The organism is Mesorhizobium sp. B1-1-1 (assembly GCF_006442955.1).
In the GTDB taxonomy this organism is placed as follows: Bacteria; Pseudomonadota; Alphaproteobacteria; order Rhizobiales; family Rhizobiaceae; genus Mesorhizobium.
Genome location: NZ_VFWW01000002.1, coordinates 249,093 through 273,786 on the forward strand (window position 1 = coordinate 249,093; position 24,694 = coordinate 273,786).

Genomic DNA, 24,694 nt, shown 5'->3' on the forward strand with positions numbered 1-24,694 from the left:
AGGCAATTTGTTTTTATCGGCAGGCTGGCCTAGTCTGGAATCATTCCAGGATGGCGGCGCTGGCTGCCCGGAACCCTCGGCAAAATTGGAGTGCAAGATGGACGCGAAAACCGACGACAACAGCGCGGGCAAATGCCCTGTCGCGCATGGACCCGGTGCCAGGACCAACCGTGACTGGTGGCCCAACCAGCTGGACCTCGGCGTTCTCCACCAGCAGTCGAACCTCTCCGACCCGATGGGCGAGGACTTCGACTATGCCAAGGAGTTCGCGAGCCTCGATCTCGACGCGGTGATCAAGGACCTGCACCATGTCATGACGGATTCGCAGGATTGGTGGCCGGCCGACTTCGGCCATTACGGGCCGCTGTTCATCCGCATGGCCTGGCACAGCGCCGGCACCTACCGCATCGGTGACGGCCGCGGCGGCGCCGGCGCCGGCCAGCAGCGTTTCGCACCGCTCAACAGCTGGCCTGACAACGCCAATCTCGACAAGGCGCGCCGCCTGCTGTGGCCGGTCAAGCAGAAATATGGCCGCAAGATTTCCTGGGCCGACCTGCTGATCCTCACCGGCAATGTCGCCCTGGAATCGATGGGCTTCAAGACCTTCGGCTTCGCCGGCGGCCGCGCCGACGTCTGGGAACCCGAGCAGGACGTCGATTGGGGATCGGAAACCAAATGGCTCGACGACGAGCGCTACTCCGGCGACCGCGAGCTTCGCGGCCATCTCGGGGCCGTGCAGATGGGCCTGATCTATGTCAATCCGGAAGGCCCGAACGGCAAGCCCGATCCGCTGGCCTCGGCACGCGATATCAGGGAAACCTTCGGCCGCATGGCGATGAATGACGAGGAGACGGTGGCGCTGATCGCCGGCGGCCACACCTTCGGCAAAACCCACGGCGCCGGCGATGCCTCGCTGGTTGGCGCCGAGCCGGAAGGCGCCGGCATCGAGGCGCAGGGCCTCGGCTGGTCGAGCAAGCACGCGTCGGGCATTGCCGGCGATGCCATCACTTCGGGGCTCGAGGTCACCTGGACCACGACGCCGACCAAATGGAGCAACAACTTCTTCGACAACCTGTTCAACTACGAATGGGAATTGACGAAAAGCCCGGCCGGCGCCCATCAGTGGACGCCTAAGGGCGGCGCCGGTGCCGGCACGGTGCCGGACGCGCATAATCCCTCCAAGCGCCGCGCGCCGGCCATGCTGACCACCGACCTCGCGCTGCGGGTTGACCCGGCTTACGAGAAGATCTCGCGGCGGTTCCACCAGAATCCGGATCAGTTCGCCGACGCCTTCGCCCGCGCCTGGTTCAAGCTCACCCATCGCGATATGGGCCCGGTCGTTCGCTACCTTGGCCCGCTCGTGCCGAAGGAAGAGCTGATCTGGCAGGATCCCATCCCGGCCGTCGACCATGAACTGGTCAGCGAACAGGATATCGCATCGCTGAAGGCCAAGATCCTGGCCTCGGGCCTGTCGGTTTCCGAATTGGTCTCGACCGCCTGGGCTTCGGCCTCGACGTTCAGGGGTTCCGACAAGCGCGGCGGCGCCAACGGCGCCCGCATCCGGCTGGCGCCGCAGAAGGACTGGGACGTTAATCAACCTGCTGAATTGGCCAAGGTGCTTGCCACGCTCGAATCCATCCAGAAGGCGTTCAACGCGGCACAGACCGGCGGGAAAAAGATCTCGCTGGCCGATCTGATCGTGCTCGGCGGCGTCGCCGCGATCGAGAAGGCGGCGAAGGATGGTGGAAACGAGGTGAAGGTGCCGTTCACGCCGGGCCGCATGGATGCCTCGCAGGAACAGACCGACGTCGCCTCCTTTGCCGCGCTTGAGCCGAAAGTCGACGGCTTCCGCAACTATGTCCGGGGGCCGCAGCCGATGTCGATCGAGGCGATGCTGGTCGACCGGGCACAGTTGCTGACGCTGACCGCGCCGGAGATGACGGTGCTGGTCGGCGGCCTGCGGGTGCTCGGCGCCAATACCGGCAAGTCCAGGCACGGCGTGTTCACCGACAGGCCGGGCACGCTGACGAACGACTTCTTCGTCAACCTGCTCAGCATGAACACGGTCTGGGATCCGGCCGCCGGTTCGGATGAGATCTACGAAGCGCGCGACCGCAAGACCAAGGCGGTCAGGTGGACCGGTACCCGCGCCGACCTTATCTTCGGCTCGCATGCGCAGCTGCGTGCGCTGTCTGAGGTGTACGGGTCCGCGGATGCCGGGCAGAAATTCGCCAGGGATTTCGTCGCGGCGTGGACCAAGGTGATGAACGCCGACCGGTTCGACATCGCTGCCTGATCCGAGCAAGGACTTCTCGACCCAAGAAAAAGGCGCGGGGCTTGGCCCCGCGCCTTTTTCTTGTCCAGGCTTCCGAAGTCAGTCCTTTTCGAAGACGCGCGCCTTGGCGACGACGCCGGCAATGGCGCCGCCGATCAGCGGCGCGACGATGAACAGCCAGAGCTGGCTGATCGCGGCGCCGCCCGAGAACAGCGCCGGGCCAATGGAACGGGCCGGATTGACCGATGTGCCGGTCACCGGGATCATGGCGAAGTGGATGCCCGCCAGCGTCAGGCCAATGACCAGTCCGGCGAAGGCCGTCGCATGCCTTTCCGCGGTAACGCCGAGGATCACGGTGACGAAGGTGAAGGTGCCGATCAGCTCCCACAGGAACGCGGAAGAGACGCCCCATTTCGTCTCGTCCCAGCCATTGGCGCCGAAGCCGCCAGTGTGTCCCCCGGCCTGGCCGGAGACGATGATCCACAGCGCCAGCGATGCCAGGATGGCGCCGATGATCTGCGCGATCCAGTAGGGGATGACGTCCTTGGCCGGCAACCGGCCGGCAAGGAACACGCCGAGTGTCACAGCCGGGTTGAGATGCGCGCCCGAAATGGGGCCGATCGCGTAAGCGGCCGCGATAAGGCCGATGCCGAAGGCCAGCCCGATGCCTTCTTGTCCCAGCGGCAGCGCGCCGCCGAAGCCGCCCGTCACCACCGACGCGGTGCCGATGAACACCAACAGGAATGTGCCTAGAACTTCCGCCAGATAAGTCTTCATTGCCCTCTCCTCGTGACGATCCGCCGGTCAAACGCTTTCCGCGCCGCGAATCATGGTGGTAAGAGTATTCCCAACCAAAAAACTTGGAAAGCTGAGCTGTCGTATCCCTACCGTGCTTGCAGCCCCCAGTTAAGAACATTAGAGAGCTTGCATCTATTGACGAACTGCTGTTGACCGCACCGGAAGATTTACTGCTCGAGCGGTTTTCGCCGATCCCAACAGGCGGCCTGCCGTCGCGAGAGGGGGCGGGGTTCAATCTCACCGTGAAAGGCTCTAAGAGCAGACCGAAATGATGCGCTCGATTTGGTGGACTGAAGAATGCGACTAGGCGGACGGCTGGCTGCGGCCATCGAAGTGCTGGAAGACATTGGCCGGCGTCACCGGCCGGTGGCCGATGCGCTGAAGGACTGGGGCCTGTCGCACCGTTTCGCCGGCGGCGGCGATCGTGCGGCGATCGGCAACATCGTCTACGATGCGCTACGCCGCAAGCGCTCGGCAGGCTGGCTGCTGGGCGAGGACACGCCGCGCGCCATCGGCTTCGGCGCCCTGCTGCTCGAATGGGGCCAGACCGCGCGCTCGCTCAACGAAGCGCTCGACGGCGACAAGTTCGCGCCGCCGCTGCTGACGCCCGCGGAACTCCAGGCAACCGACGAGCGGCGGGTTGCCGACGCGCCGCCCGCGGTGCGCGCCGACATACCGGATTGGTGCGAGCCGCTTTTGCAACGCGCGTTCGGTGAGGCCTGGGTCGAGGAGGGCGCGGCGCTCGCCACCCGCCCGCCGCTCGACATCCGCGTCAACACTTTGCAGGCCGATCGGGCCAAAGTGCTGGCGGAACTTGCCGAAACCGGCGCCAAGCCAGCCCAAATCGCACCCCAAGGCATTCGCATACCGCCGATCGACGGCGACGGCCGGCATCCCAACGTGCAGGCCGAGCCGGCTTTCCAGAAGGGCTGGTTCGAAGTCCAGGACGAGGGATCGCAAATCGCCGCCGCTCTTGCCGGCGCCGAGCCTGGAATGCAGGTGCTCGATTTCTGCGCCGGCGCCGGCGGCAAGACGCTGGCGCTGTCGGCGGCGATGGGCAATACGGGTCAGGTCTTCGCCCATGATGCCGAGAAGGCGCGGCTGGCGCCGATCTTCGACCGCATCCGCCGCTCGGAAAACCGCAACGTGCAGATCGTCACCAAGCCGGCGGAATTGTCGCCGCTCACTGGCCACATGGACCTCGTCCTGGTCGACGCGCCTTGCACCGGCAGCGGCACCTGGCGGCGGCGCCCGGACGCCAAATGGCGGCTGACGCAAAGGCAGCTCGACGCCCGCAAGGGCGAGCAGATGGCGATCCTCGATGCCGCAAGCAGCTTCGTCAAGCCGGGTGGCCTGCTGGTCTACGTCACCTGTTCGGTGTTCGACGAGGAGAATGGCGACCAGGTCGCAGCGTTTTGCCAGCGCAATGGCGGTTTTGCCCCGGTCGACCATCGCCGGCTCTGGGACAGCCGTTTTCCCGGCCATGAAACGGCGATGCGGCTCGGCGCGCTGGGTGGTATCTGCCTGTCGCCGGCGCTGAGCGGCACCGACGGTTTCTACATCTGCGCGCTGCGTAGGGCTTCCTGAATGGAGCGGAAGCGAAACTTGCGCTTCCGCTCTCGAGATCAAATTGCTGCAGTGCAGCATTGGATGATTGCTTGCCGCTCACGCCTCTGCAATAAGCTTTTCCGGCAAAGGTGAAAGCAGCGACGGCCATGGCAGCAAAGATCGTACCCGCTCCGGACTATGAGGACCGCGTCAGGGCGTCCTTCGCGCGCCAGCAGGCGATGGCGACCATCGGCGCCGAATTGACGCTGGTGACGCCCGGCATCATCGAAATCGAAATGCCCTATTCGGCCGCACTCACCCAGCAGCATGGTTTCCTGCATGCCGGCGTCATCTCGACCGCGCTGGACTCGGCTTGCGGCTATGCGGCCTTCTCGCTGATGCCGGAGAATTCCGGCGTGCTGACCATCGAGTTCAAGGTCAATCTGCTGGCGCCGGGCAGGGGCGAGCGCTTCCTGTTCCGCGGCTCGGTGACCAAGCCTGGCCGCACCATCATCGTCGCCGACGGCCAGGCCTATGCCTTCGCCGCCGACGGCGAAGCCAAGTTGATCGCCACCATGACCGGCACCATGATGACGATGGTGGGCCGCGACGGGATTGCTGGGTGAGTCGCAGGTTCGCCGCAGGCGAATTCATCGTGCCAGTGGCACGATGAAAGGCCACGAACGCCGGGAGCTGCCTCAGGCAGCGGGTCCCGGCGAGCAGGCGGTGAAGACTGCAGGACAGGGAGGAGTAAATCATCATGACCGACAAAGTGTCGCGCCTGTCCGGCAAGAACGTCCTCTTCGTCATGGCGGTGCAGGCCGAATACGGGCCGCATCTACAGCGGCTGTTTACCCCGCTGATGACCGGTGTCGGCCCGATCGAGGCAGCCGTCCGGCTTGGCGCCGAATTGTCCTGGCTGAAGTCGCAAGATGCGCTGCCGGACCTCGTCGTGTCGCTCGGCTCCGCCGGCAGCCGGACCTTGGAGCAGACGGAGATCTATCAGGCGGTCTCGGTCAGCTATCGCGACATCGACGCCTCGCCGCTCGGCTTCGAGAAAGGCGCGACGCCATTTCTCGATTTGCCGGTTACGGTGCCGCTGCCGTTGCGCATCCCGGGCATAAAGGAGGCGACGCTGTCGACGGGCGGCGCAATCATCACCGGCGCGGCCTTTGACGCCATCGCGGCCGACATGGTCGACATGGAGACCTTCGCCTGCCTGCGCGCCTGCCAACTGTTCGAGGTGCCCCTGATTGGGCTGCGCGGCATTTCCGACGGCGCGGCTGATCTCAGGCATGTCGGCGACTGGACCGAATATCTGCACGTCATCGACGAAAAGCTGGCGGATGCCGTCATGCGCCTCGAACAGGCGATCGGCTCGGGCTTGCTTCGGACGGCATCTCCCGGTGACGTGACGGGACCGGTCTGAAAGTCAGGTTCGCAACCCATTGCGTCGACTCGTTTCTTTCTCTAAACGCTCGCCATGAAAACAGCCAATCAACCCGACACCGTCCTGATTGTCGATTTCGGCAGCCAGTTCACCCAGCTCATTGCCCGCCGCATCCGCGAGGCCGGCGTGTTTTCCGAGATCGTGCCGTTCCAGTCGGCCGAGGCGGCATTCAAGCGCATCAATCCAAAAGCCGTGATCCTATCCGGCGGTCCGGCCTCGACCACGGATATCGGCAGTCCGCGGGCGCCGCAGATCGTCTTCGAGGCCGGCGTGCCGGTGCTCGGCATCTGCTATGGCCAGATGGCCATGTGCGTGCAGATGGGCGGCGTTGCCGAAAGCTCCAATCATCGCGAATTCGGCCGCGCCTTCGTCGAGATCGAGAAGGAAAGTCCGCTGTTCGAGGGCCTCTGGGCAATCGGCCAGCGTCACCAGGTGTGGATGAGCCATGGCGACCGCGTCATCTCCTTGCCCAAGGGGTTCGAGGTGTTCGGCAAGTCGGAAGGCTCGCCCTTCGCCATCTTCGGCAATGTCGAGCGCAAGATGTATGGCATCATGTTCCATCCGGAAGTGGTGCATACGCCCGACGGCGCCCGGCTGCTCAGGAATTTCGTCCACAACATCGCCGGCATCGAGGGCGACTGGACGATGCGCGCCTACCGCGAGCACGCGGTCGAGGCGATCCGCAAGCAGGTCGGCAAGGGCAAGGTCATCTGCGCGCTCTCGGGCGGGGTCGACTCCTCGGTCGCCGCGCTGCTCATCCACGAGGCCGTCGGTGACCAACTCACTTGCATCCTCGTCGACCATGGCCTGATGCGTAAAGACGAGGCCGCCGGCGTCGTTTCGATGTTCCGTGAACATTACAATTTGCCGCTCATTCTGGTGAACGCGTCGGATCGCTTCATCGGTGCGCTCGAAGGCGAGGCGGATCCCGAGAAGAAACGCAAGACCATTGGCCGGCTCTTCATCGAGGTGTTCGAGGAAGAGGCCAAGAAACTCGGTGGCGCCGATTTCCTGGCGCAAGGCACGCTCTATCCCGACGTCATCGAAAGCGTCTCCTTCACCGGTGGCCCGTCGGTGACGATCAAGTCGCACCACAATGTCGGCGGCCTGCCCGAGCGCATGAACATGAAGCTGGTCGAGCCGCTGCGCGAACTGTTCAAGGACGAGGTCCGCGCACTCGGCAAGGAACTCGGCCTGCCCGAGAGTTTCATCGGCCGCCACCCGTTCCCGGGCCCGGGCCTTGCCATACGCTGCCCCGGCGGCATCACGCGCGAGAAGCTGGAGATCCTGCGCGAGGCCGACGCCATCTATCTCGACGAGATCCGCAAGGCGGGGCTGTACGACGCCATCTGGCAGGCCTTCGCCGTGCTCTTGCCGGTGCAGACGGTCGGCGTCATGGGCGACGGCCGCACCTACGAATTCGTCTGCGCGCTGCGCGCCGTCACCTCGGTCGACGGCATGACGGCAGATTTCTATCACTACGACATGGCCTTCCTGGGCGCCGCCGCCACCCGCATCATCAACGAGGTCCGCGGCATCAACCGCGTGGTCTATGATGTGACGTCGAAGCCGCCGGGAACAATTGAGTGGGAGTGATTCAGGCCCACTCAAACGCCGCCGAAAATACGCCAATCCGCGACTTAAGTACGTCGGAGCAATGAGGCTCGTGACGGTGTTTTTTGCCTAAGGCATAGAGGAAAAAGGAATTTCCTGCCACGAGCCTCCAAATTGTACTGACGGTACTTTTCAGGACGCAGTAGGGATGTTGACGGATGCCGCCCTTAAGGCCCTGAAACCAAAAGAATATCTACAAGATTGCTGACCGAGATGGCATGTATGTCCGGTCATGCCCGGTGGGGCGATCTCATTTCGGCTTGATTACAGGCGCCGCCTGAACGACGCCAAGAGTTTTGGCGAGTTTGGAAAGAACTGGCTCTCCGCCGCGCCGATGGCCGACAGTACGCGCGCCATGCGGCGCTCCATCCTCGAGCGAGAGCTTCTTCCGGTCTGCGCAATCGCCTGCTGAGGGAGATCACTCGGACAATCTAAGAGCCATTGCGGCAGCATCGTCGAATGTGGTGCTCCGGCGACCGCTATCCACGTGCGAGAGATCCTGAAGCAGATTTACGGTTTTGAGATTCTCCACGGGGAGAAGATCGCCAACCCCGGCTGATGACGCGAACGACGTCTTTGCGCCGTATATCAGTCGAACAGACTTGCTCTGCAAACTTCTGAAAGGGGACATTTGTCCCTGATCGCAGCATAGCAGCATATGACCCTGGCAGTTGCATTGGCCCCTCGAACGCAAGGTCGGCTTTCTAGCCTAAGGCCATCCCGAACGCGGCAGATCCGCTATCGACCGGGTGTTCTCACGCCTCCTGTCTGGCGTGGATATCGGCTCCACCGGGGCCGAAAGCGTGCCGCGCCAAGCACGCGCACTCAGGCCTCTAGTGGTCGAAACGCTTCATCCAAGCAAAGGAATCGGTAGTGGGGCGATATTCGGCGCCGAATGCGCCATCATAGCCGGCGTCCGCGATTGCGCGCAGGAGCCAGCCATAGTCCACCTCGCCGTGATCGGGCTCGCTACGATCCGGTACGGCGGCGAATTGGATATGGCCGATCTTGTCGGAAAATTGCCTTACCGAGTTAAGCAAATCGCCTTGAATGATCTGCATGTGATAGCAGTCGAACATTACCTTTACCGCACCGTCTGTCGCATCGATCACACGCAATGCGGTGGAAAGGTCGGAGAGGAAATAGCCCGGCGCATCGCGCGGGTTCAGGGGCTCGATCAATATGCCGATGTTGTGCCGTGCCGCCGCCTTCGAAGCGTACCGCAAATTGCCGGTGAACGTCGCGAAGGCTTCGTCGCCGATTGCCTTTCCTGCCATCACATGGATGTTGCGGCAGCCTGTTACGGCTGCCCATTGAACCGCCTGGTCGATCGCCGCGCGCGCTTCCGTTTCACGGCCCGGCAGCGCGGAGAGACCGAAATCACCCGCCCCAACATCCCCCCGGGCCGTGTTGATGCCAAGCAGCGGAAGACCGGTTTCGGCGAGCAGCGCCGCGACCACCGATGCGTCGGTATCGTACGGCCAATGCATCTCGACCGCCGCGAAACCGCGCCGCTTGGCCGAGCGGATCGCATCCGGAAGCGATAGGTCACGAAAGAGAAATCCCAGATTGGCCGAAAGTTGCATCAGTCGTCCCACTCCACGTCAAAGTGTTCCACCAACTCGCGAATTTGCGGAGCCGCGAGGATCCTGGGCCGCAAGCCCTGGGTGAGAAGCGTGAGCTTGGCCGTTTCCTCAAGTTCCTCCATCGCGTAGGCGGCGGCTTCGAGATCCTTGCCGGCGACGACGGGTCCGTGGTGGGCCAGCAATACGGCCGACCGTTTCCCAGCGAGTCCGCGCACGGCGTCTCCCATCGCCGGATCGCCGGGCCGGATGTAGGGCAGCAGTTTCACCTTTCCCAGCCGCATGATCGAATAGGCCGTCAGCGGCTTGAAGACGCTGTCGGGATCGATGTCGGGCAGAAGCGAAACCGCGACAGAATGGGTCGAATGAAGATGGACGACCGCTCCGGTGCGCGCGCCGCGTGTCTCGTAGAACGCCTGATGCAGCGGCATCTCCTTCGTCGGCTTGTCGCCGTCCAGGAACCGTCCCTCAGCGTCGAAGAGCGACAGGCGGGCGGGGTCGAGCGCGCCAAAGGACGATCCTGTCGGCGTGACGAGCAGCCGACCATCGCCGAGGCGGGCGGAGATGTTCCCCGAGCTTCCCGCAGTGAGGCCGCGCGCGAACATGGACGCAGCGATGCTGCAGATCTGATCCCTGAGTCTTGTTTCATCGCTCATCGTAGAACGCCTCCCGTAAGGACGTCGGCTGCCTTTTCGAAGAACCCGGCCGAACCGAAATTGCCCGATTTAAGGGCGAGCACCATATCCGGGTCACGGGCCTTCAACGCCGGAACACCGGGGTCGATCTCCGGTCCGATCTCGAATGACGAAATGTTGAGCGCTGATACGACGGCCCCCGATGTCTCGCCGCCCGCCGTAACCAGCCGGCGTACGCCACGCGCCGAAAGCTGACGCGCCAGTTCGCCGAAAAAACCTTCAACCGCCGTCGCGACGCGCTCCTTCCCGTAGCGGTTCTGTGCGGCGGCGACGGCTTCGGGATCGGCCGACGAGAACACCAGTGGCAAGCCGTGGTGCTGATGGCCGATCGCCCACTCGGCATATTCAACAGGATTGGCCGTGCCGTCCACGACCGCATCCACCTCCACAATGCGCGTCGGATGGTTTTTCCGGTGCTCGGCAATCTGGCGCCGGCTCATGGTCGAGCACGAACCGCAAAGCGCGGCCCCTGGCCCCTGTATTCCCTTCCAATGCGTGGCCGCCGTGCCGATCAACCCGGCCCGACGAAAGTTGGCCGGAAGTCCCAGCGCTATTCCCGAACCGCCGCTGAGCAGAACATCGGCTTCGGCAGCCTCGCCAATGGCGATAAGGTCCTTGTCCTGGATGGCGTCGACCACGACGTAGCGAGAGCCGCTGGCGGATGCCGCCTTCAGAGCATCCCTGATCGGGCCGCTTCCTTCCGCCACGACGCTGTAGGGGACATGACCGATCGCGCGCCTGGTCTGTCGTGCGAGCCAACGTCTCAGATCGGGATCCGTCATCGGCGTAAGCGGATGCTTCTCCATGCCGGATTCGCTCAACAGCCGATCGTTGACGAAAAGATGCCCCTGGTAGATCGACCGGCCGGTTGCGGGAAACGCCGGACAGACGATCGCGCGTGCCGCTCCCAACGCGTCGCCAAGAGCGTCCAGCACGGGACCGATATTGCCTTCGGGCGTCGAGTCGAATGTCGAGCAGTACTTGAACAGATATTGGCGGCAGCCTTGGCGTCGAAGCCACTCCAACGCCGCGAGCGACTGCTTCACCGCCTCCGAGGCGGATATCGTTCTGGTCTTCAGGGCAACGACGCCCGCGTCGACCGAGCGGTCGGAGGCGGTGTTGGGAACGCCGTTGTACTGGACCGTGCGCATGCCCCCCTTGGCAAGCGTGTTGGCCAGGTCGGAAGACCCGGTGAAATCATCGCCTATGCAGCCCAGAAGCATCGGAATTTCCCAGTTTCAACTTTCACGGAACTTTGGCGACCATGCCCTAACGGTTAAGGGATGGTCTTCGGGGCGTCGTCCGCCAGGTAAACCGCGATCAGTTCGTCGACCGTGCTTTCGGCCACAAAGCCCAGACTGGTGGCCAGCCTGGGCGTGAAGGATTTCGGCCACCCGGCAATAATGGCCTCGATCGCCTCGTCCGGCGTGCGGTCTATCAACGCCTCGGCTTCGGCCCCTGCCACGCGGCGGAGCGCGGCAATCTGGTCGGAGACCGTGGCCGCGACACCCGGCATGTTCAGCGTGCGCCGGGCGCCCAGCGCGGATGTATCGAGCATCGCGGCATGGATGAGGAAGGCTACCGCCGAGCGCGGGCTCGCCAGCCAATGCTTGACGGTCTCCTTCACCGGCAGCACGGAGCGCTGCCCGGCGAGTGGCTCGCGCAGGATGCCGGAGAAGAAGCCCGAGGCTGCCGCGTTGGGAGTGCCGGGCCGAATGACGATCGTCGGCAGGCGTATCCCGACGCCGTCGAGGAAGCCGCGGCGCGAGTAGTCGGCCAGCAACAGCTCGGATATCGCCTTCTGGGTGCCGTAGCTGGTCAGCGGGGCAAGGATGTAGTCGTCGGGAATAGGGTCGGGCAGAGGCGCGCCATAGACAGCAACCGAGGAGGTGAACACCAGCCTGGGGATATATTTCCGCCGGGTTCCTTCCAGCCGGATCGCCTCGAAAAGAGCGCGCGTGCCGTCCATATTGATGCGATAGCCCTTCTCGAAATCGCGTTCCGCTTCGCCGGACACGATGGCCGCGAGATGGAAGATCACATCCGCGCGGCGCGCGGCCAGATCCTGCGCTGCGCCGGGAGCGGAAATATCGGCGGCAATGGCTTCGACAAAACCTATGTCACCGGTTGGCACCGGCGGCTTCGTCACGTCCGCCAGCGTCATCCGGTCGATCTTTCGATCTCCAAGCGATGCTGTCCGCGAAAGCTCGGCCGCGAGTTTGCGGCCGATCATTCCACCAGCGCCAATGATGAGTATATGCATGGATGCTCCGTTCTCTTCCGGGACTGGTTTGTGATGCCGCTTCAGACCGGCCTGAGCGCGCGCACGACTGCGTAGGCTTCGAGCGACAGGGTTTGCGTTCCGTCATGCGTCAGCCGATCGAGCAGATCCGGTTGGCGCGATGCCGCGACGAAAGATGAGGCGTCAAGAATTGCAGCGCGCGCGAAGCCTTCGGGGAGGCGCACCTCCAGCGCGTTGGGCGAGGGGTTGCATAACCACAGCTCGGTGCCTTTTTCGGTAACCGCCGCGATTCCTCGCACTGCGCCAGGGACCGACGATCGCAGCGGACGGAGCGGGCAGCCTTTGAGCTTCGCCAGGCCTCGCACGATGTGCCAGACAGGATAGAGCTCGCCCTTGCCTTCGAACCAGGGCTGCGGAAACGACGTCGGCACGGAGAGGACGCCGAACGGGCCGACCGCGGCGCCGAGCGCGATGGCCGCCGCGCCGCCTTCCGCGAAGGCGGCGAAGTAGCCGAGGTTCCAGGCCGCTCCCATGACGCCCCGCTGGCGCGGATCATTGAAATTGACCGCCTGCCGGATGTTGGCGGGATTGGCGACCGGCGCTTCACCATAGGGATTGTCGCGCAACCCGATTGCGGACGGCCCAACGGAATATGGGCGGCCCTTGGCGATCGCCGGCACGGTCCTGGCAATATGCGGCAGGCATTCGAGCGTCTCCATCAAGGAGCGGTCGTCACCAGCATGAAAGATCGCCGCCGTCGTGAATGTCACGAGGTCTATCGCCTCGGCCGGGGGACGTTTGCGGTTGAGCTCGGTGAAGAAGCTGAACATGCCTCCGCCGATGCGAGATGCGGGGAAGGCCGCGCGCGCGGCCGCATAGAGCTTCGCCGCATCCGGCGCTGGCGGCCAGATGCTGCCGGGCAGCGTGCATTTGAGATCGGGTGCGGGCGACACCAGAACCGTCGTGAAGCGATGATCGAGTCTCGCGGCCATTTTGCCCAGGGAGTCTATTTCCGCCGCGGCGCCAGCATCGTCGACGTGCTCGACCACGGCTTCGAGCCAGGGTTGAGCGCCCATTGCGACGGCGACCTCGACCTGCCTCGCCAGCGTTTCGGCATCATGGCCGCGCCGCGGATCGTGATGGCAGATAACATGGGCAACGCCGAGCTGGTGCAGCGTGTCGAGATGTCGCAATGCGGCCGAAGCATCCTCGGGCTGGAGCCCGATGCCGAGAGGGGGCATTGCGCCCTCCGCCTCGGCAAGCGTCAGGGCGGCGATGCCTCCCGCCTGACGCGACGGACCCTTGGGAGAGCCCTTGACGGTCAGGGTGATCTTCTGTTCGACGACCTCGCCGGGCTCGATCCTGTATGGCCAGGGCAGAGCGAGGGGACGAACATAGGTCTTGTAGGAGGCGTCGGTCCAGTTCCGCTGGTCCTCCATCTCGAACGCGTCGCCCTCCATAAGGCAGCTGACCTCCAGCCCGCCGGGAGTACGGTGCGAGATTTCACGCAGATCCATCATCGGCTGCACCGGATCGATCTCCACAGGAAACCGTGTCTCGACCCTCTCGCCGCTTGTGTGCGTGATCGTGGCGGCCGCGCCGCTTATGCCCTCTATGGGATGCAGGACGACAAAGCCGGTCCGGTTCGTGAGAAGCCCGGTCGGCGTGGTTCCGCGAGCCGAATAGGTCAGAACGCCTGCCGCGGTACCAGCGATACCCACGTCATAGCCGAAGGTCTCGCCTTTGCTGGCAACGCTTGCGCGATAGGCCACACGAAAGCGATCGTCGTCCTTTTCGACGACCAGGTCGGTGATCTTCGGAATGAGCGTCGCCCAGTCCTTGTCGCGGACCACGAACGAGATTGCGCGGATCACCTCTTCGCCATGCATGCGGCAGTCGCGCAGGTTCGCGCCGTCGAAAAGCACGCTGAGGGGCCCGGCGCTCAGTAGCCGCTCCTCTGCCGGTAGTTCTTCGGTGCCGTAGAGGCGGACGGCGCGGGAAGGATCGGACTGTGTCATAGGATTCTCCTGGTCTCAAACGCGGCGCGATTTCCAGGTGATGAGGCGCTCGGCCAGCAAGGCGAGGATGATGATGGCGCCGATGGCGGTCCCCTGCCAGAACGGCGAGACGCCGAGCAGGTTGAGGCCATTGCGGATCATCACCATGATCAGAACCCCCATCAGCGTGCCGAATATCGTGCCTCGGCCGCCGTAGAGGCTCGCGCCACCGATGACCACGGCCGCGATGGCGTCGAGTTCAAGCTGGTTCCCCCCGATCGGGTCAGCCGACATGATCTGCGCCAGCGAAAAGGTCATCGCCGTCGCCGAAAGGGCACCGGACGCCACGTAGGGAAAGATCGAGTAGAAGAGGGTGTTGAGGCCGGCCGCCCGGGCGGCTTCGATGTTCGAGCCGACCGCGTAGATGGTTCGCCCGCCCTTGGAATATGTCAGCCACGCCCAGGTGGCGAGGTAGAGCGCGATGAGGAAGATGACGTTGGCGGGGATGCCCAGCAGGTTCGTGTAGACGATATTCTGCAGCCCCATCGGCAGTCCCGAAATCGAGCGCTGCCCCGACACGATGTAGGCGAGACTGCGCCCCATCGCCATGACCCCGAGCGTCACCACGAAGGGCGCCAGCCCGAACACTGCGATGAGAACGCCGGAGAAAAGCCCGATCAGGGCGCCGCAGCCGACGGCGAGCGCGATAGCCACCGGAATGGGGAATTCCTTCAGGAGCAGGGCGAGGATGATGCCGGTCACGCCCGCGACGGACCCGACGGAAAGGTCGATGCCGCCAGTCAGGATCACCAGGGTCATGCCGACGGCAACTATGCCAAGCACCACCGATTGGTCGAGTATGTTGAACATGTTCCGCTCGGTGAAGAAGTGCGGCGAGATGAACGACAGGATCACCGCAAGCACCATGGCGAGGCAGAGCATCCGGAACTCAAGCGTGCTGGCGAATCTGGGCATCGCAAAGGATCGTGTGGGCGCGTTCATGCGTCGATCTTTTCGTCTTGAGGTGTATCGAACAGGCCGGCGATCCGGGCCGACAGGGCCCCGGCGTCCGGCAGCTTGGAGCCGGCCGGCAGGCTGAGCCCGATCCATCCCAGATCGTGCCCTCGGCGATTGGACAGTGGTGCAAGCAAGGTAGAGCGGCCCTCATTCTCGGTCACGATGCCGGGTTGACGCCTTCCAAGCGCGAGGGGGATTGCCGTCTCGTGCGCGAGATAGACATGCCCGGCCGCGAGTCCCATCGTTGCATCCGGCGTGCCCTCGGCGAGGGCGAGGCAGACAAACCGGTCGTCATCGATCAGCCCCCAGAATGCCGTGCCGCCATGGCCGGCGACAAGATCCCGCAGGAATGCGGTGTTGCGCTCGGCTGAGCTTCGGGGCGCGGCGAGCAGCGTCAGGCTCTCTTCGCTCAGTCGCGAGGCGGGCAGGTCGGCGATGGTATAGCCGTCACTCACCACGACGACCCGCTCGCAGATCCCCAGTAATTCCTGGAAATCCGAGGAGATCACGACTACGGCTATCCCCCTTTCGGCCACCTCGCGCAGCAGCTCGTAGATTGCCTGGCGTGTCCCTATGTCGACGCCTTTCGTAGGCTCGTCGAGGATGAGCACTTCGGGCTCGATCAGCAGCCAGCGCGCGATAATGATCTTCTGCTGCATGCCGCCGGAGAAGTGCAGAAGGTTTGCATCCATGCGGTCGGTCGGAAGGTCGAGACGCGAAATCAGCTCGCTGGCCTGCTTGCGGCGCGCCGAATGGCCTCGCCCGAAACCCCTGTGCTTGCCCATCTGGGCGAGGAAGAGATTTTCGCCGACCGTCATGTCGGGCACGATGTTCTGGGCCCGCCGGTCCTCGGCGACCAATCCGAGACCGGCGCGGATTGCCGCGATAGGGCTGTTGGGGGCAATCTCCTTGCCGCCGACAAGGACGCGCCCGCGGCTGCGGTGGCGCAGTCCGAATATCGCTTCGGCGCTCTCCGAGCGTCCAGCTCCGACAAGCCCGCCGAGGCCGAGAATTTCACCCCTGCGCACCGTGAACGAGACGTCACGCACGAAAGGCGGGGCTTTGAGCCCAATTACCTCCAGAGCCACCGGCTGCTCGTTAGTGGTCACTCGCGAGACGGCCTTTCGATACACATTTCCGATGTCGCGTCCCACCATGTGGCGGATGACGTCGGCCTGCGTGAGCCCCGCCGTGGGCACGCTTTCGGCCACGGTCTTGCCCTCGCGCAGGATTGTGACGCGATCGGTGACTGCGAAGACCTCCTCGAGCCGATGCGACACGAAGGCGAGTGCCTTCCCGCTGTTTTTCAGCCGCCCCATGATCTCGAACAGCCGGTCAACCTCGATCGGCGAGAGGGAGGCCGTCGGCTCGTCGAAGATGACAAGATCGGCGTTGAGGGCCAGCGCCTTGGCTATTTCGACGAGTTGGCGTTGCGCTGCCGAGAGCCGGCGCACCTCGATGTCGAGTGGCAGTACGTGGTCGTGGCCAAGTTCCGACAGGATGGTCTGCGCCCTGTGTCGCAACTGGCTGAAAGACAGACGGCCCGGCATCGCGTAGCTGGGCAGGAAGATATTCTCCAGCACGCTCATGTCGGGCGCCAGGCTGGTTTCCTGTGCCACGAGGGCAATGCCGGAACGCAGCGCGTCGCGCGCGGATCCGACGGTCAAGGGAGCACCCTTGAAGAGTATCTCGCCCGACGAAGGCGGCAGGTGTCCGCAAACGATCCGTGACAGCGTCGATTTTCCCGCGCCGTTCGCGCCCAGCAATCCGCAGATCTCGTACCGGCAGAGCGCTATCGACGCGTTGCTGAGCGCGTAGGCGTTCCCAAACAGGCGGGTGACGCCACGAGCCACGAGAAGCGGCTCGGGAATCTTGCTGCTGTCTACCATCCGAGGACACACTCCAAGTGGTACGAATAAAGCGTCCGGGGGAGGGTGCCCCCGGACGGCCTATGTCGGCCAGGCCCCGATTACATCTCGTTGGCGAAGACCGTTTCCTTGATGGTTGGAAGCTCCTGCTCGATGTTCTTGCTGGTCACGATCTTGATCGGCACGAGGATTTTCTTTTCGGGAGTCTTGCCGCCGAGATGGTCGACCATCGCGCGTCCCGATTCCTGCCCCATCAGATATGGCTGCTGCATGCCCGAAACGACCAGTTCGCCCGACTGCAGCAACGGCACGAATTCCGGCACGCCGTCGAATCCGGCAACCAGCACGTCGCCGGTGAGGCGGGCCGCCTTGATTGCCTGCAAGGCGCCCAGCGTCGGGCCGTCGGTCTGGACGAAGAGGCCCTTCATGTCCGGATTCGCGGTCGTCATATCCTGCGTGAACTTGAAGGTTTCGTCCGCGGTGTAGGTCTGCATCTGCTGCAGCCCGGCTTCCTTGGTGATGCCAGCCTCTGTCATCGCGTCCTTGAAGCCCTTGGTGCGGGCCTGGCCGTTGAGGCGGGCCTGGCTGATGCCGACAATGCCCACGCTGCCGTCCTGCTTGCCGGCGGCCTTCATTGCCTCGGCCAGCGCTCTGCCGACGCCGTTCGCGCCCTGATAATTGTCAGAGATGATGAAGGACACATAGTCGCCGCTGTCCGTGCCGATGTCGGCGATGACCACGGGAATGTTTGCCTGCTTGGCGAGATCGAGCACGGCCGGCGCGGTCGAGCTGTCTGTCGGAGAGATGATGATCCCGGCGACGCCGCGGGCGATCGCGTCCTTGGCATTTTTAAGCTGGGTCTGGGCATTGTTGCCCGAATCCAGCGCCTGATAGGTGTAGCCTCCCTTGGTTGCGACATTCTCGATGCCCTTGGAGAGGTATCGCCAGAAGGCAAGATCAAGGCCTGGAGTCAGATAGACCAACTCCTTGGATTCGGCGAGAGCGGCGGTCGCCGTCCCGGCAATGCCGGTCAGCGCGACAACGCCCGCGAGGGCTGCGGTGGCAAAAAGGCGTCTTGTCAGCATGGGAACTCCTCCTGTTGTGCTGCATGGTTGCCCGGCAATCCGCCCCTATTCTTATCCCTTTCGAGCGGATTGCGTTAAAAGCTGCTTGGTCGTGGTGTAGATGCGTGTTTCGTGGACCGCGAAGGCCCTTGCGGCCGCCTCGGAATCGCGCGCCTCAAGTCCCGCAAGAATGGCACGGTGATCGGCGATGCTCGTTGCGATGCTTGAAGGCTGGGCGACTGCTCGCCGCCGATGGTCGAGAAGGTAGGAATAGAGATCGGCGGCGATATCCGCCAGCGCGGCATTGCCGCCCGCCCGATAGATGGCCGTGTGAAATTCGCGATCGCAAATGAGGAAGCGAACGGGATCGTCGATCGCCGCTTCCTGCGCCTCGATCGACTTTTGCAGGGTCTCGAGCGTCGCGGCTTCAACCCGGACGGCCGCGGCCCGCGCCACCTGATCTTCGATCAGCAACCGCGCCTCATGCACGTCGTCAAGACTGTATCTGGAAATGTCGCGATAGCGGGCCGATTGAACCGCGAGTTCCCCGACTTCCGTCGAGGCCACCACTGTCCGCGTGCCCTGGGCGACGGAAAGGATGCCCTTTGTGGAAAGGATCAGGATCGCGCCGCGCACCGTCTCGCGGCTTACCGACAAAGCGCCCGCAAGTTCACGCTCGCTTGGCAACGGGTCCCCCACGTCAAGAATGCCGGTCGCAATGAATGTCGCGATCTTCTGGACGACGAAGTCCTTCATCGAATGCTTCGGCACGCCGCCAAGCGCACTCCCGTCGTCGGTCAGAATCGCTCGTAGGTCCATCCGTCCTTACATCCGAAGAGGTCTAGTGGTCCGGTATATGTACCAGTAGGCCTGCTTCAGCTGTGCGTCAATAGCGAGACGCGGCCGTCAAATCTCGGTCGACAACACGATATTGTTTGTGAGCGGTGAGAACGTTCTCAGCCCGCATGCTCTCCGGCACAGCTTCGCCACTCACCTGCTTGAGCAGGATGTCGACATCAGCGTCATCCAGGTGCTGCTCGGGCACAGCAAGCTCGAACGACAGCGCTCACCGGCGGAGCGGGAGTCTTCCTTTCCATCGATTTCAGGCTGCTCGTGTTCTAACGCTAATAGGGCCAACTTCCGAATAAATCGATATGAACGCCCGATACTCGTGATGGATAGGAGTGGCGGGACCATGCTAGCCACGAGGCAGACAGACCGCAGGCCTGTCGTGCTTCACTCCAGCTTAAGCGCTTCGGCTCATATCGAAGGTCGCCGCCGGATGGCGTGAGGTTTATTCGAAAGGGAGAGTCTCGATGTCTGGACACGGGTATGAGGGCGGGCGGCTCGATCTCCCCTTCGTTGGGCTTAGCACCTTCGGTAAACGGCCGATCTGCCTTGATTGGGACAAGATCGATGCGGATGTCGCCGTGCTGGGTGTGCCCTTCGACATGGGGACCCAGTACCGCTCCGGTGCACGTTTCGGCCCGCGCGCCATCCGCGAGGCCTCGACGCTGTTTTCCTTCGGTCATGCCGGCGCTTACGACCATGAGGACGACCAGATCTATCTGCCGCTCGACAAGGTACGGATCGTCGATATAGGCGACGCGGATATCGTGCATACCGATACCATGGCCAGCCACGCGAATACGGAAATGGCGGTCCGCAAGATTCTTGAACGCGGAGCGCTGCCCGTCGTTCTGGGCGGCGACCATGCCATCAACATTCCCTGCGTCAGGGCGTTCAGCGAACATGGCCCCATTCACATCGTGCAGATCGATGCGCATCTCGACTTTGTCGACGTGCGTCATGGCGTGCGCGAAGGACACGGCAATCCGATGCGCCGCGCGGCCGAACAGTCGCATGTCAGCGGTCTCAGCCAGATCGGCATCCGCAACGTCTCTTCGACCGCCCGCGACGGTTACGAGGATGCGCGCCAACGCGGCTCGACGATCCTTTCCGTCCGCCAGGCGCGCAAGCTCGGGGTCGAAGGTGTTCTGGCGACCATTCCGGAAGGCGTACGCTACTATGTGACGATCGACATCGACGGTTTCGATCCGTCGATTGCGCCGGGCACTGGCACGCCTAGCCATGGCGGCTTCCTGTATTATGAAGTAATGGAAATGCTCCGGGGCCTTGTGAAGCGCGGCGACGTCGTCGGCATCGACCTCGTCGAGGTGGCCCCGGCCTACGACCCTTCGGGCATCACCGGCTTTCTCGCAGCACAGGTACTCCTGAACTTTCTCGGCTATATCTTCGTCGAACACGAAGCGCGCGGACGCTGAACGAAAGGAATTCAACGATGCCAACAAACGCAAGTAACGGTCAGGTTCACGTCATTCCTGCCCGCCAGGGCGTGGCGACGCGCGTTGCCCAAGGCCAGGTGATCACCGTCATCAACACCCACGGCACCCAGGTGGTGGACACCTGGGCCTTCTGCGCCGACGATATCGCGGAATTCATGTCGATGGAGCACAGTCGTGGAGCCATGCTCAAGGTGAACCCGAAGAACGGCGACACGCTGTGCAGCAACAGGCGGCGTCCGATGCTGACCCTGATACAGGACACGTCGGGTGGCGTGCACGATACGCTGATCGCCGCCTGCGACCGCTATCGCTACCAGCAGTTGGGCCATGTCGGGCACCACGACAACTGCACCGACAATCTGGCGACGGCCCTCGGCGCGGTCGGGCTGACGCCACCCGAAACCCCTTCGCCGCTCAACCTGTTCATGAACATTCCCGTCGGCGAAGACGGTTCGGTCACCTTCGAGGCACCGGTGGCGGGACCGGGCTCCTATGTGTCGATGTGCGCGGAAATGGATTTGATCGTCGCGTTCTCAGCCTGCCCCCAGGACCTCATTCCGGTAAACGGTCAAGGCTGCGTTCCAACCGAAGCGCATTATCGGATCGACGCCAAGGCGCCGCGCCTTCAAAGCGCAGCCCAGCATTCAAACCATTGATCCCGAAAAGCGGCTCCCGCTTTTCGGGATCAATGCATAAAGGAGTTTTTACATGCCGCGTACCTTGGGCATCGTGTTTTTTGCGTCGGCGGCTTCCCCTTTTCCGGCGGATTTTTCGGCGCTCCCCACCCTTTTGCGCAGTTCCTGAAAAAAAATCCGCTGCGACAGCGACGCTTTCTTGTGCTTTGGCGCGATGATGACGAAGGGCGAGCGGATCTGCGCCTCGGGAATAAGCAGCGCCTTAAGCCGGTTGTTCTGTCTAAACGTGACGGTCATGTGATCCGGCAGATAGCCGACGAAGTGGCCGCTCAGGATATACATCGCCTGCGCCTCGATATTCGAAGCATAGGCGCCGACATGAGCGTTGGGGAAATGCTGCAATTCCGACTTGTTGGCATAAGGGCGCACCACCATCTGCGATGCTTCCACATCAGCCTTTGTCACCAGCTTGCGGGAAAACAGCGGGTGGCGCTCGCTGCAGTAGAGCGAGTTGATTTCATAATGGAACTCGGTCTGCGAATAGCCGGGCAGCAATTTGATGCGGGGGGAGATCGCGAAGTCGATCCCGCCCTTGGCGGTTTCCGCGATAAGCTGTTCAGGCGAGCCGATGGTGATGCGCAGATCGACTTCGCTGGCTTTCTTGATGAACTGATGAATGACGTCATCGAGGCCCAGGGCTGAATCGGTAACGGTGGCATCGACGATCCCGACGCGCAGCACACCCGTCGCCTTGGAGCGCAGTTCGCCCAGCTGCATCTCGAACGCCGACAGCGCTGAAGTCAGCGAATGGGAATATTCATAGACCGCGGTGCCCCTATCGGTCAGTTCGAAGCCGCGCCTGCCGCGTTGGCACAGCGAAAACCCCAGCCGTTCCTCCAACGCATTGATTTGGAAACTGATCGTCGACTGGCTCATCGCCAAAGCAAGCTGCGCTCCGGTAAATCCGCCATGCTCGACCACCGAGCGGAAAACCCTGAGCGCACGAATGTCGGCAACCGACAGACGCATTCTGACACTCCTCCCTGAGTCTCTCAGACGGTGTCGGGTATCAGCCTTACATCGCCAACTTCGATGTATAGTCTATTCCTTCCATGTTTATCAAAGATTCAATCCTGCCATGCTGCCCTACCAGATGGTGCCGTGCCGTCATGCCACTGGGGAAGCAAACAATCGGGCCGGCATTGCAGCCGGCTGACGACCTGGAGGTTTAAGGCTCGTCACGTATGCGAGATTCCTGAGCGCGTACAGAAGCCTCGGACTCCAAATAATCCATAATAAACGGGAACATACGAAACTGGAGGAAGTTATGCGATCCGCTTTGAAACTGTGCACTTCGACGCTGTTGGCCGCGTCGCTCTCGCTCGCCGTGGCGAGCTTTGCCACCGCCTCCGATCTTCTGGATCGGATCAAGGCAAAGGGGGAAATCACCATCGCGTCCGAGGCCCGCTACCCGCCGTTCGAATATGTCGAAAACGGCAAGATCGTAGGCTACGGAGTTGACCTCTTCGAAGAAGTCATGAAGGCGCTGCCGGACGTGAAGGTGAACCGGCTCGACCTGCCGTTCCAGGGCTTGCTGCCCGGTTTGCAGACGGAGAAGTTCGATGCCATCATAACGTCCGTCACCGTTAACAAACAGCGCTATGATACCTACAGGCTGTCTCTGCCAATCGCCGACGCGTCGTTCTCCTACGTCAAGCGCAAAGGCGACACCGCCTTGAACACGCCCGAAGACCTGAGCGGCAAAAATGTCGGCACGCAGGCCGGCTCGGCACAGCTCAAGGGCACCGAGGCCTTTTCCGAGGATTTAAAGGCAAAAGGCCTAGCGCCGATCGCCAACATCCAGACCTATGTCGACTTCAATGAAGCCTATGCCGATCTCGCTGCCGGGCGCACGGATGCCGTCGTGAATTCCCTGCCCAATCTGCTCTACCTGCAGACGCAGCGCGGCGACGTCTTCGAAACCATCCGCACAACGTTCGGGGACCCGACCTATTTCAGCTGGGCCTTCCGCAAGGACGACGACAGCAAGGCGCTTGCCGACTTCATCGATGACCAGTTCCGCAAGCTCGCCGCCGATGGAACCATGGCCAAACTTCAGGAAAAGTGGTTCGGCTTCACCATGAAACTGCCGACGGACGCTCTGCCCGAACCCAAGAGCTGACGAGTCGGCATCCAACGCCCGGATAAAGGTGAGGCTTTCCAGCCTCGCCTGCCTAACAACGCACAGGCTGCAAGCCTGGCCTCAAGTCCATAAGGTCTGACGACTTGGCAATGTTCGCCCTCATCCAGAACAACCTGCCCATCATGCTCTGGGGCGCGGGCATGACCATCCTGGTGTCGGGCGTCGCCATCATCCTCGGCATGCCGCTCGGCCTCGTCCTGTGCTTCGGCGTCACCTCGAAGAAGACGTGGCTGCGCTACTTTTCGCGCATCTATCAAAGCGTGTGGCGCGGCACGCCCATCCTCGTGCAGTTGCTGATTATCTATTATCTGCTGCCGCTCATCGGCATCAATGTAGCGCCCATCCTCGCGGCCATCCTCGCGCTGACCCTGAACACGATCGCCTTCCAGGCCGAGATATTTCGCGGCGGACTTTTGGCCATTCCACCAGGGCAACTGGAGGCGGCGCGCATGGTAGGCATACGCAAATGGGCGGGGCGCCAGCATATACTCGTGCCCCAGATATTGCGCCTCGTCATCCCGTCGCTGGTCAATGAGACCATCAGCATCCTGAAAAACTCATCGCTGGTCTCCGTTATCGCGGTGACGGAACTGATGCGGGTAAGCCAGCAGATCGTCGCGACCACCTATCGCCCGTTCGAAATCTACATCACCGCCGCCGTCATCTATATCGTCATCAATTTCCTTCTGTCGCTAATCGGCCGCATGGCCGAGCAACGGCTGGCGCGGAGGGCCTGAGCCATGGCGCAATTCTTCGACCTATGGGTGCAATACGGACCGCTGATGCTGGCCGGCCTGGCGACGACGGCCTGGATCTGCGCACTTGCCACAGCCCTCGGACTGGCGATCGGCCTGTTGCTCGCCTGCCTCGAGAGCACGCCGTTCACGCCACTGCGCTGGGCCGTTCGTGCCTATATCGAGATCATGCGCGGCCTGCCGATCCTGATCCTGCTGTTCGTGCTCTATTATGGCGGCCCGAGCATAGGCCTCCGGCTGAGTGCCGAAGCGGTGGGTGTTTTCGGCCTCGGCTTCTATGGTGCCGCCTATTTCGCCGAAATCTTCCGCTCCGGTTTCCAGTCGATCTCCAAAGGCCAGATCGAGGCGGCGCGCATGGCCGGGCTCTCAGGCACGCAGATCATCCGCCATATCAAGCTGCCGCAGATGCTGGTCATGATCACGCCACCGATGGTCAACCAGATCATCATCCTCATCAAGGAATCCGCGGTGCTGTCCATCATCACCGTTGCCGAGCTGACCAAGAACACGACGCAATTCGTCAACGAGACCTACGCGGTCATCGAACCTTATCTCGCCGCCGCCCTACTGTACTGGCTGCTGGTCGAGGCAGTCGCGCAGCTCGGCAAATATGTTGAGCGCCGGGTGCGGTTCTAGGCCGCTCA

The 24,694-nt window shown here is 62.8% G+C and carries 21 protein-coding genes and 2 pseudogenes; 12 read left to right on the forward strand and 11 right to left on the reverse strand.

What is annotated here, in order from left to right; translation table 11 throughout:
* Positions 1-97 precede the first annotated feature (97 nt).
* A complete protein-coding gene (gene katG, locus FJ986_RS04210) occupies positions 98-2,296 on the forward strand; it encodes a catalase/peroxidase HPI (protein WP_140524776.1) in 2,199 nt (732 codons plus the stop codon).
* Positions 2,297-2,374: 78 nt separating this feature from the next.
* On the opposite strand, the gene FJ986_RS04215 is transcribed toward katG, so the two are convergent.
* Complete coding sequence (locus tag FJ986_RS04215) at positions 2,375-3,052, reverse strand: MIP family channel protein (RefSeq protein WP_140498338.1); 678 nt, start codon at positions 3,050-3,052, stop codon at positions 2,375-2,377.
* 318 nt (positions 3,053-3,370) lie between these two features.
* Between FJ986_RS04215 and FJ986_RS04220 the strand changes: the two genes are divergently transcribed.
* The 5 genes and pseudogenes from FJ986_RS04220 to FJ986_RS31150 form a co-directional block, all read left to right on the forward strand.
* A complete protein-coding gene (locus FJ986_RS04220; RefSeq protein WP_140515069.1) occupies positions 3,371-4,660 on the forward strand; it encodes an RsmB/NOP family class I SAM-dependent RNA methyltransferase in 1,290 nt (429 codons plus the stop codon).
* Between the two features lie 128 nt (positions 4,661-4,788).
* Positions 4,789-5,247 (forward strand): PaaI family thioesterase, encoded by a 459-nt coding sequence (locus tag FJ986_RS04225; protein ID WP_027146613.1) that lies wholly within the window; start codon positions 4,789-4,791, stop codon positions 5,245-5,247.
* Positions 5,248-5,381: 134 nt separating this feature from the next.
* A complete protein-coding gene (locus tag FJ986_RS04230) occupies positions 5,382-6,050 on the forward strand; it encodes a 5'-methylthioadenosine/S-adenosylhomocysteine nucleosidase (RefSeq protein ID WP_140656611.1) in 669 nt (222 codons plus the stop codon).
* Between the two features lie 54 nt (positions 6,051-6,104).
* Positions 6,105-7,667, forward strand: a complete 1,563-nt coding sequence (gene guaA, locus FJ986_RS04235) for a glutamine-hydrolyzing GMP synthase (RefSeq protein ID WP_140498335.1) — start codon at positions 6,105-6,107, stop codon at positions 7,665-7,667.
* A gap of 166 nt (positions 7,668-7,833) precedes the next feature.
* Positions 7,834-8,238, forward strand: a pseudogene (locus FJ986_RS31150) (Arm DNA-binding domain-containing protein); the annotation flags it as partial.
* Positions 8,239-8,518: 280 nt separating this feature from the next.
* Here FJ986_RS31150 and FJ986_RS04245 read toward each other — a convergent pair.
* From FJ986_RS04245 to FJ986_RS04285, 9 genes are all read right to left on the reverse strand, one after another.
* Positions 8,519-9,271 (reverse strand): TIM barrel protein, encoded by a 753-nt coding sequence (locus FJ986_RS04245; protein WP_140560423.1) that lies wholly within the window; start codon positions 9,269-9,271, stop codon positions 8,519-8,521.
* Positions 9,271-9,924 carry a 3-oxo-tetronate 4-phosphate decarboxylase gene (otnC, locus tag FJ986_RS04250; RefSeq protein WP_140498333.1) on the reverse strand — a complete coding sequence of 218 codons (654 nt, stop codon included), beginning with the start codon at positions 9,922-9,924 and terminating at the stop codon, positions 9,271-9,273. The genes FJ986_RS04245 and otnC overlap by 1 nt, the downstream gene beginning before the upstream one ends.
* Complete coding sequence (gene otnK, locus FJ986_RS04255; protein ID WP_140672390.1) at positions 9,921-11,186, reverse strand: 3-oxo-tetronate kinase; 1,266 nt, start codon at positions 11,184-11,186, stop codon at positions 9,921-9,923. The genes otnC and otnK overlap by 4 nt, the downstream gene beginning before the upstream one ends.
* A gap of 53 nt (positions 11,187-11,239) precedes the next feature.
* Positions 11,240-12,226: a D-erythronate dehydrogenase gene (gene denD, locus FJ986_RS04260; RefSeq protein ID WP_140560426.1), complete on the reverse strand. Its 987-nt coding sequence runs from the start codon at positions 12,224-12,226 to the stop codon at positions 11,240-11,242.
* A gap of 41 nt (positions 12,227-12,267) precedes the next feature.
* Entirely contained in the window at positions 12,268-14,223 is a 1,956-nt protein-coding gene (locus FJ986_RS04265) for a hypothetical protein (protein WP_140673484.1), read from the reverse strand.
* Positions 14,224-14,238: 15 nt separating this feature from the next.
* A complete protein-coding gene (locus FJ986_RS04270) occupies positions 14,239-15,177 on the reverse strand; it encodes an ABC transporter permease (RefSeq protein ID WP_246681763.1) in 939 nt (312 codons plus the stop codon).
* Between the two features lie 23 nt (positions 15,178-15,200).
* A complete protein-coding gene (locus FJ986_RS04275; RefSeq protein ID WP_140673488.1) occupies positions 15,201-17,108 on the reverse strand; it encodes a sugar ABC transporter ATP-binding protein in 1,908 nt (635 codons plus the stop codon).
* Positions 17,109-17,188: 80 nt separating this feature from the next.
* Positions 17,189-18,172, reverse strand: coding sequence for a substrate-binding domain-containing protein (locus FJ986_RS04280; protein WP_140673490.1), 984 nt, complete (start codon positions 18,170-18,172; stop codon positions 17,189-17,191).
* 51 nt (positions 18,173-18,223) lie between these two features.
* The gene (locus tag FJ986_RS04285; RefSeq protein WP_140498326.1) at positions 18,224-18,970 is read right to left on the reverse strand and encodes an FCD domain-containing protein; all 747 of its coding nucleotides are present in this window, start codon (positions 18,968-18,970) and stop codon (positions 18,224-18,226) included.
* Positions 18,971-19,109: 139 nt separating this feature from the next.
* On the opposite strand from FJ986_RS04285, the pseudogene FJ986_RS04290 reads away from it, so the two are divergent.
* The 3 genes and pseudogenes from FJ986_RS04290 to FJ986_RS04300 all read left to right on the forward strand — a co-directional run.
* Positions 19,110-19,208, forward strand: a pseudogene (locus FJ986_RS04290) (tyrosine-type recombinase/integrase); the annotation flags it as partial.
* Between the two features lie 259 nt (positions 19,209-19,467).
* Positions 19,468-20,436, forward strand: a complete 969-nt coding sequence (speB, locus tag FJ986_RS04295) for an agmatinase (protein WP_140581150.1) — start codon at positions 19,468-19,470, stop codon at positions 20,434-20,436.
* Positions 20,437-20,453: 17 nt separating this feature from the next.
* A complete protein-coding gene (locus FJ986_RS04300; protein ID WP_140581147.1) occupies positions 20,454-21,113 on the forward strand; it encodes an urea carboxylase-associated family protein in 660 nt (219 codons plus the stop codon).
* Positions 21,114-21,161: 48 nt separating this feature from the next.
* Here the strand turns inward: FJ986_RS04300 and FJ986_RS04305 are convergent, their stop codons facing one another.
* Positions 21,162-22,121, reverse strand: coding sequence for a LysR family transcriptional regulator (locus tag FJ986_RS04305; protein ID WP_140581145.1), 960 nt, complete (start codon positions 22,119-22,121; stop codon positions 21,162-21,164).
* A 298-nt stretch (positions 22,122-22,419) separates the two neighbouring features.
* Between FJ986_RS04305 and FJ986_RS04310 the strand changes: the two genes are divergently transcribed.
* From FJ986_RS04310 to FJ986_RS04320, 3 genes are all read left to right on the forward strand, one after another.
* Complete coding sequence (locus FJ986_RS04310; RefSeq protein WP_140581142.1) at positions 22,420-23,274, forward strand: transporter substrate-binding domain-containing protein; 855 nt, start codon at positions 22,420-22,422, stop codon at positions 23,272-23,274.
* Positions 23,275-23,384: 110 nt separating this feature from the next.
* Complete coding sequence (locus FJ986_RS04315) at positions 23,385-24,032, forward strand: amino acid ABC transporter permease (protein ID WP_140557324.1); 648 nt, start codon at positions 23,385-23,387, stop codon at positions 24,030-24,032.
* A gap of 3 nt (positions 24,033-24,035) precedes the next feature.
* Entirely contained in the window at positions 24,036-24,686 is a 651-nt protein-coding gene (locus tag FJ986_RS04320) for an amino acid ABC transporter permease (protein ID WP_140498320.1), read from the forward strand.
* Positions 24,687-24,694 lie beyond the last annotated feature (8 nt).

What these genes read in the sequence shown, in the direction of transcription:
- FJ986_RS04310 (WP_140581142.1), top strand. Translation starts at nt 22,420, where the DNA reads ATGCGATCCGCTTTGAAACTGTGCACTTCGACGCTGTTGGCCGCGTCG.
- FJ986_RS04225 (WP_027146613.1), top strand. Translation starts at nt 4,789, where the DNA reads ATGGCAGCAAAGATCGTACCCGCTCCGGACTATGAGGACCGCGTCAGG.
- FJ986_RS04245 (WP_140560423.1), bottom strand. Translation starts at nt 9,271, where the DNA reads ATGCAACTTTCGGCCAATCTGGGATTTCTCTTTCGTGACCTATCGCTT.
- otnC (WP_140498333.1), bottom strand. Translation starts at nt 9,924, where the DNA reads ATGAGCGATGAAACAAGACTCAGGGATCAGATCTGCAGCATCGCTGCG.
- FJ986_RS04220 (WP_140515069.1), top strand. Translation starts at nt 3,371, where the DNA reads ATGCGACTAGGCGGACGGCTGGCTGCGGCCATCGAAGTGCTGGAAGAC.
- FJ986_RS04285 (WP_140498326.1), bottom strand. Translation starts at nt 18,970, where the DNA reads ATGGACCTACGAGCGATTCTGACCGACGACGGGAGTGCGCTTGGCGGC.
- guaA (WP_140498335.1), top strand. Translation starts at nt 6,105, where the DNA reads ATGAAAACAGCCAATCAACCCGACACCGTCCTGATTGTCGATTTCGGC.
- FJ986_RS04265 (WP_140673484.1), bottom strand. Translation starts at nt 14,223, where the DNA reads ATGACACAGTCCGATCCTTCCCGCGCCGTCCGCCTCTACGGCACCGAA.
- FJ986_RS04215 (WP_140498338.1), bottom strand. Translation starts at nt 3,052, where the DNA reads ATGAAGACTTATCTGGCGGAAGTTCTAGGCACATTCCTGTTGGTGTTC.
- FJ986_RS04320 (WP_140498320.1), top strand. Translation starts at nt 24,036, where the DNA reads ATGGCGCAATTCTTCGACCTATGGGTGCAATACGGACCGCTGATGCTG.
- FJ986_RS04305 (WP_140581145.1), bottom strand. Translation starts at nt 22,121, where the DNA reads ATGCGTCTGTCGGTTGCCGACATTCGTGCGCTCAGGGTTTTCCGCTCG.
- katG (WP_140524776.1), top strand. Translation starts at nt 98, where the DNA reads ATGGACGCGAAAACCGACGACAACAGCGCGGGCAAATGCCCTGTCGCG.
- FJ986_RS04300 (WP_140581147.1), top strand. Translation starts at nt 20,454, where the DNA reads ATGCCAACAAACGCAAGTAACGGTCAGGTTCACGTCATTCCTGCCCGC.
- FJ986_RS04270 (WP_246681763.1), bottom strand. Translation starts at nt 15,177, where the DNA reads ATGCCCAGATTCGCCAGCACGCTTGAGTTCCGGATGCTCTGCCTCGCC.
- FJ986_RS04230 (WP_140656611.1), top strand. Translation starts at nt 5,382, where the DNA reads ATGACCGACAAAGTGTCGCGCCTGTCCGGCAAGAACGTCCTCTTCGTC.
- speB (WP_140581150.1), top strand. Translation starts at nt 19,468, where the DNA reads ATGTCTGGACACGGGTATGAGGGCGGGCGGCTCGATCTCCCCTTCGTT.
- FJ986_RS04275 (WP_140673488.1), bottom strand. Translation starts at nt 17,108, where the DNA reads ATGGTAGACAGCAGCAAGATTCCCGAGCCGCTTCTCGTGGCTCGTGGC.
- denD (WP_140560426.1), bottom strand. Translation starts at nt 12,226, where the DNA reads ATGCATATACTCATCATTGGCGCTGGTGGAATGATCGGCCGCAAACTC.
- FJ986_RS04280 (WP_140673490.1), bottom strand. Translation starts at nt 18,172, where the DNA reads ATGCTGACAAGACGCCTTTTTGCCACCGCAGCCCTCGCGGGCGTTGTC.
- otnK (WP_140672390.1), bottom strand. Translation starts at nt 11,186, where the DNA reads ATGCTTCTGGGCTGCATAGGCGATGATTTCACCGGGTCTTCCGACCTG.
- FJ986_RS04315 (WP_140557324.1), top strand. Translation starts at nt 23,385, where the DNA reads ATGTTCGCCCTCATCCAGAACAACCTGCCCATCATGCTCTGGGGCGCG.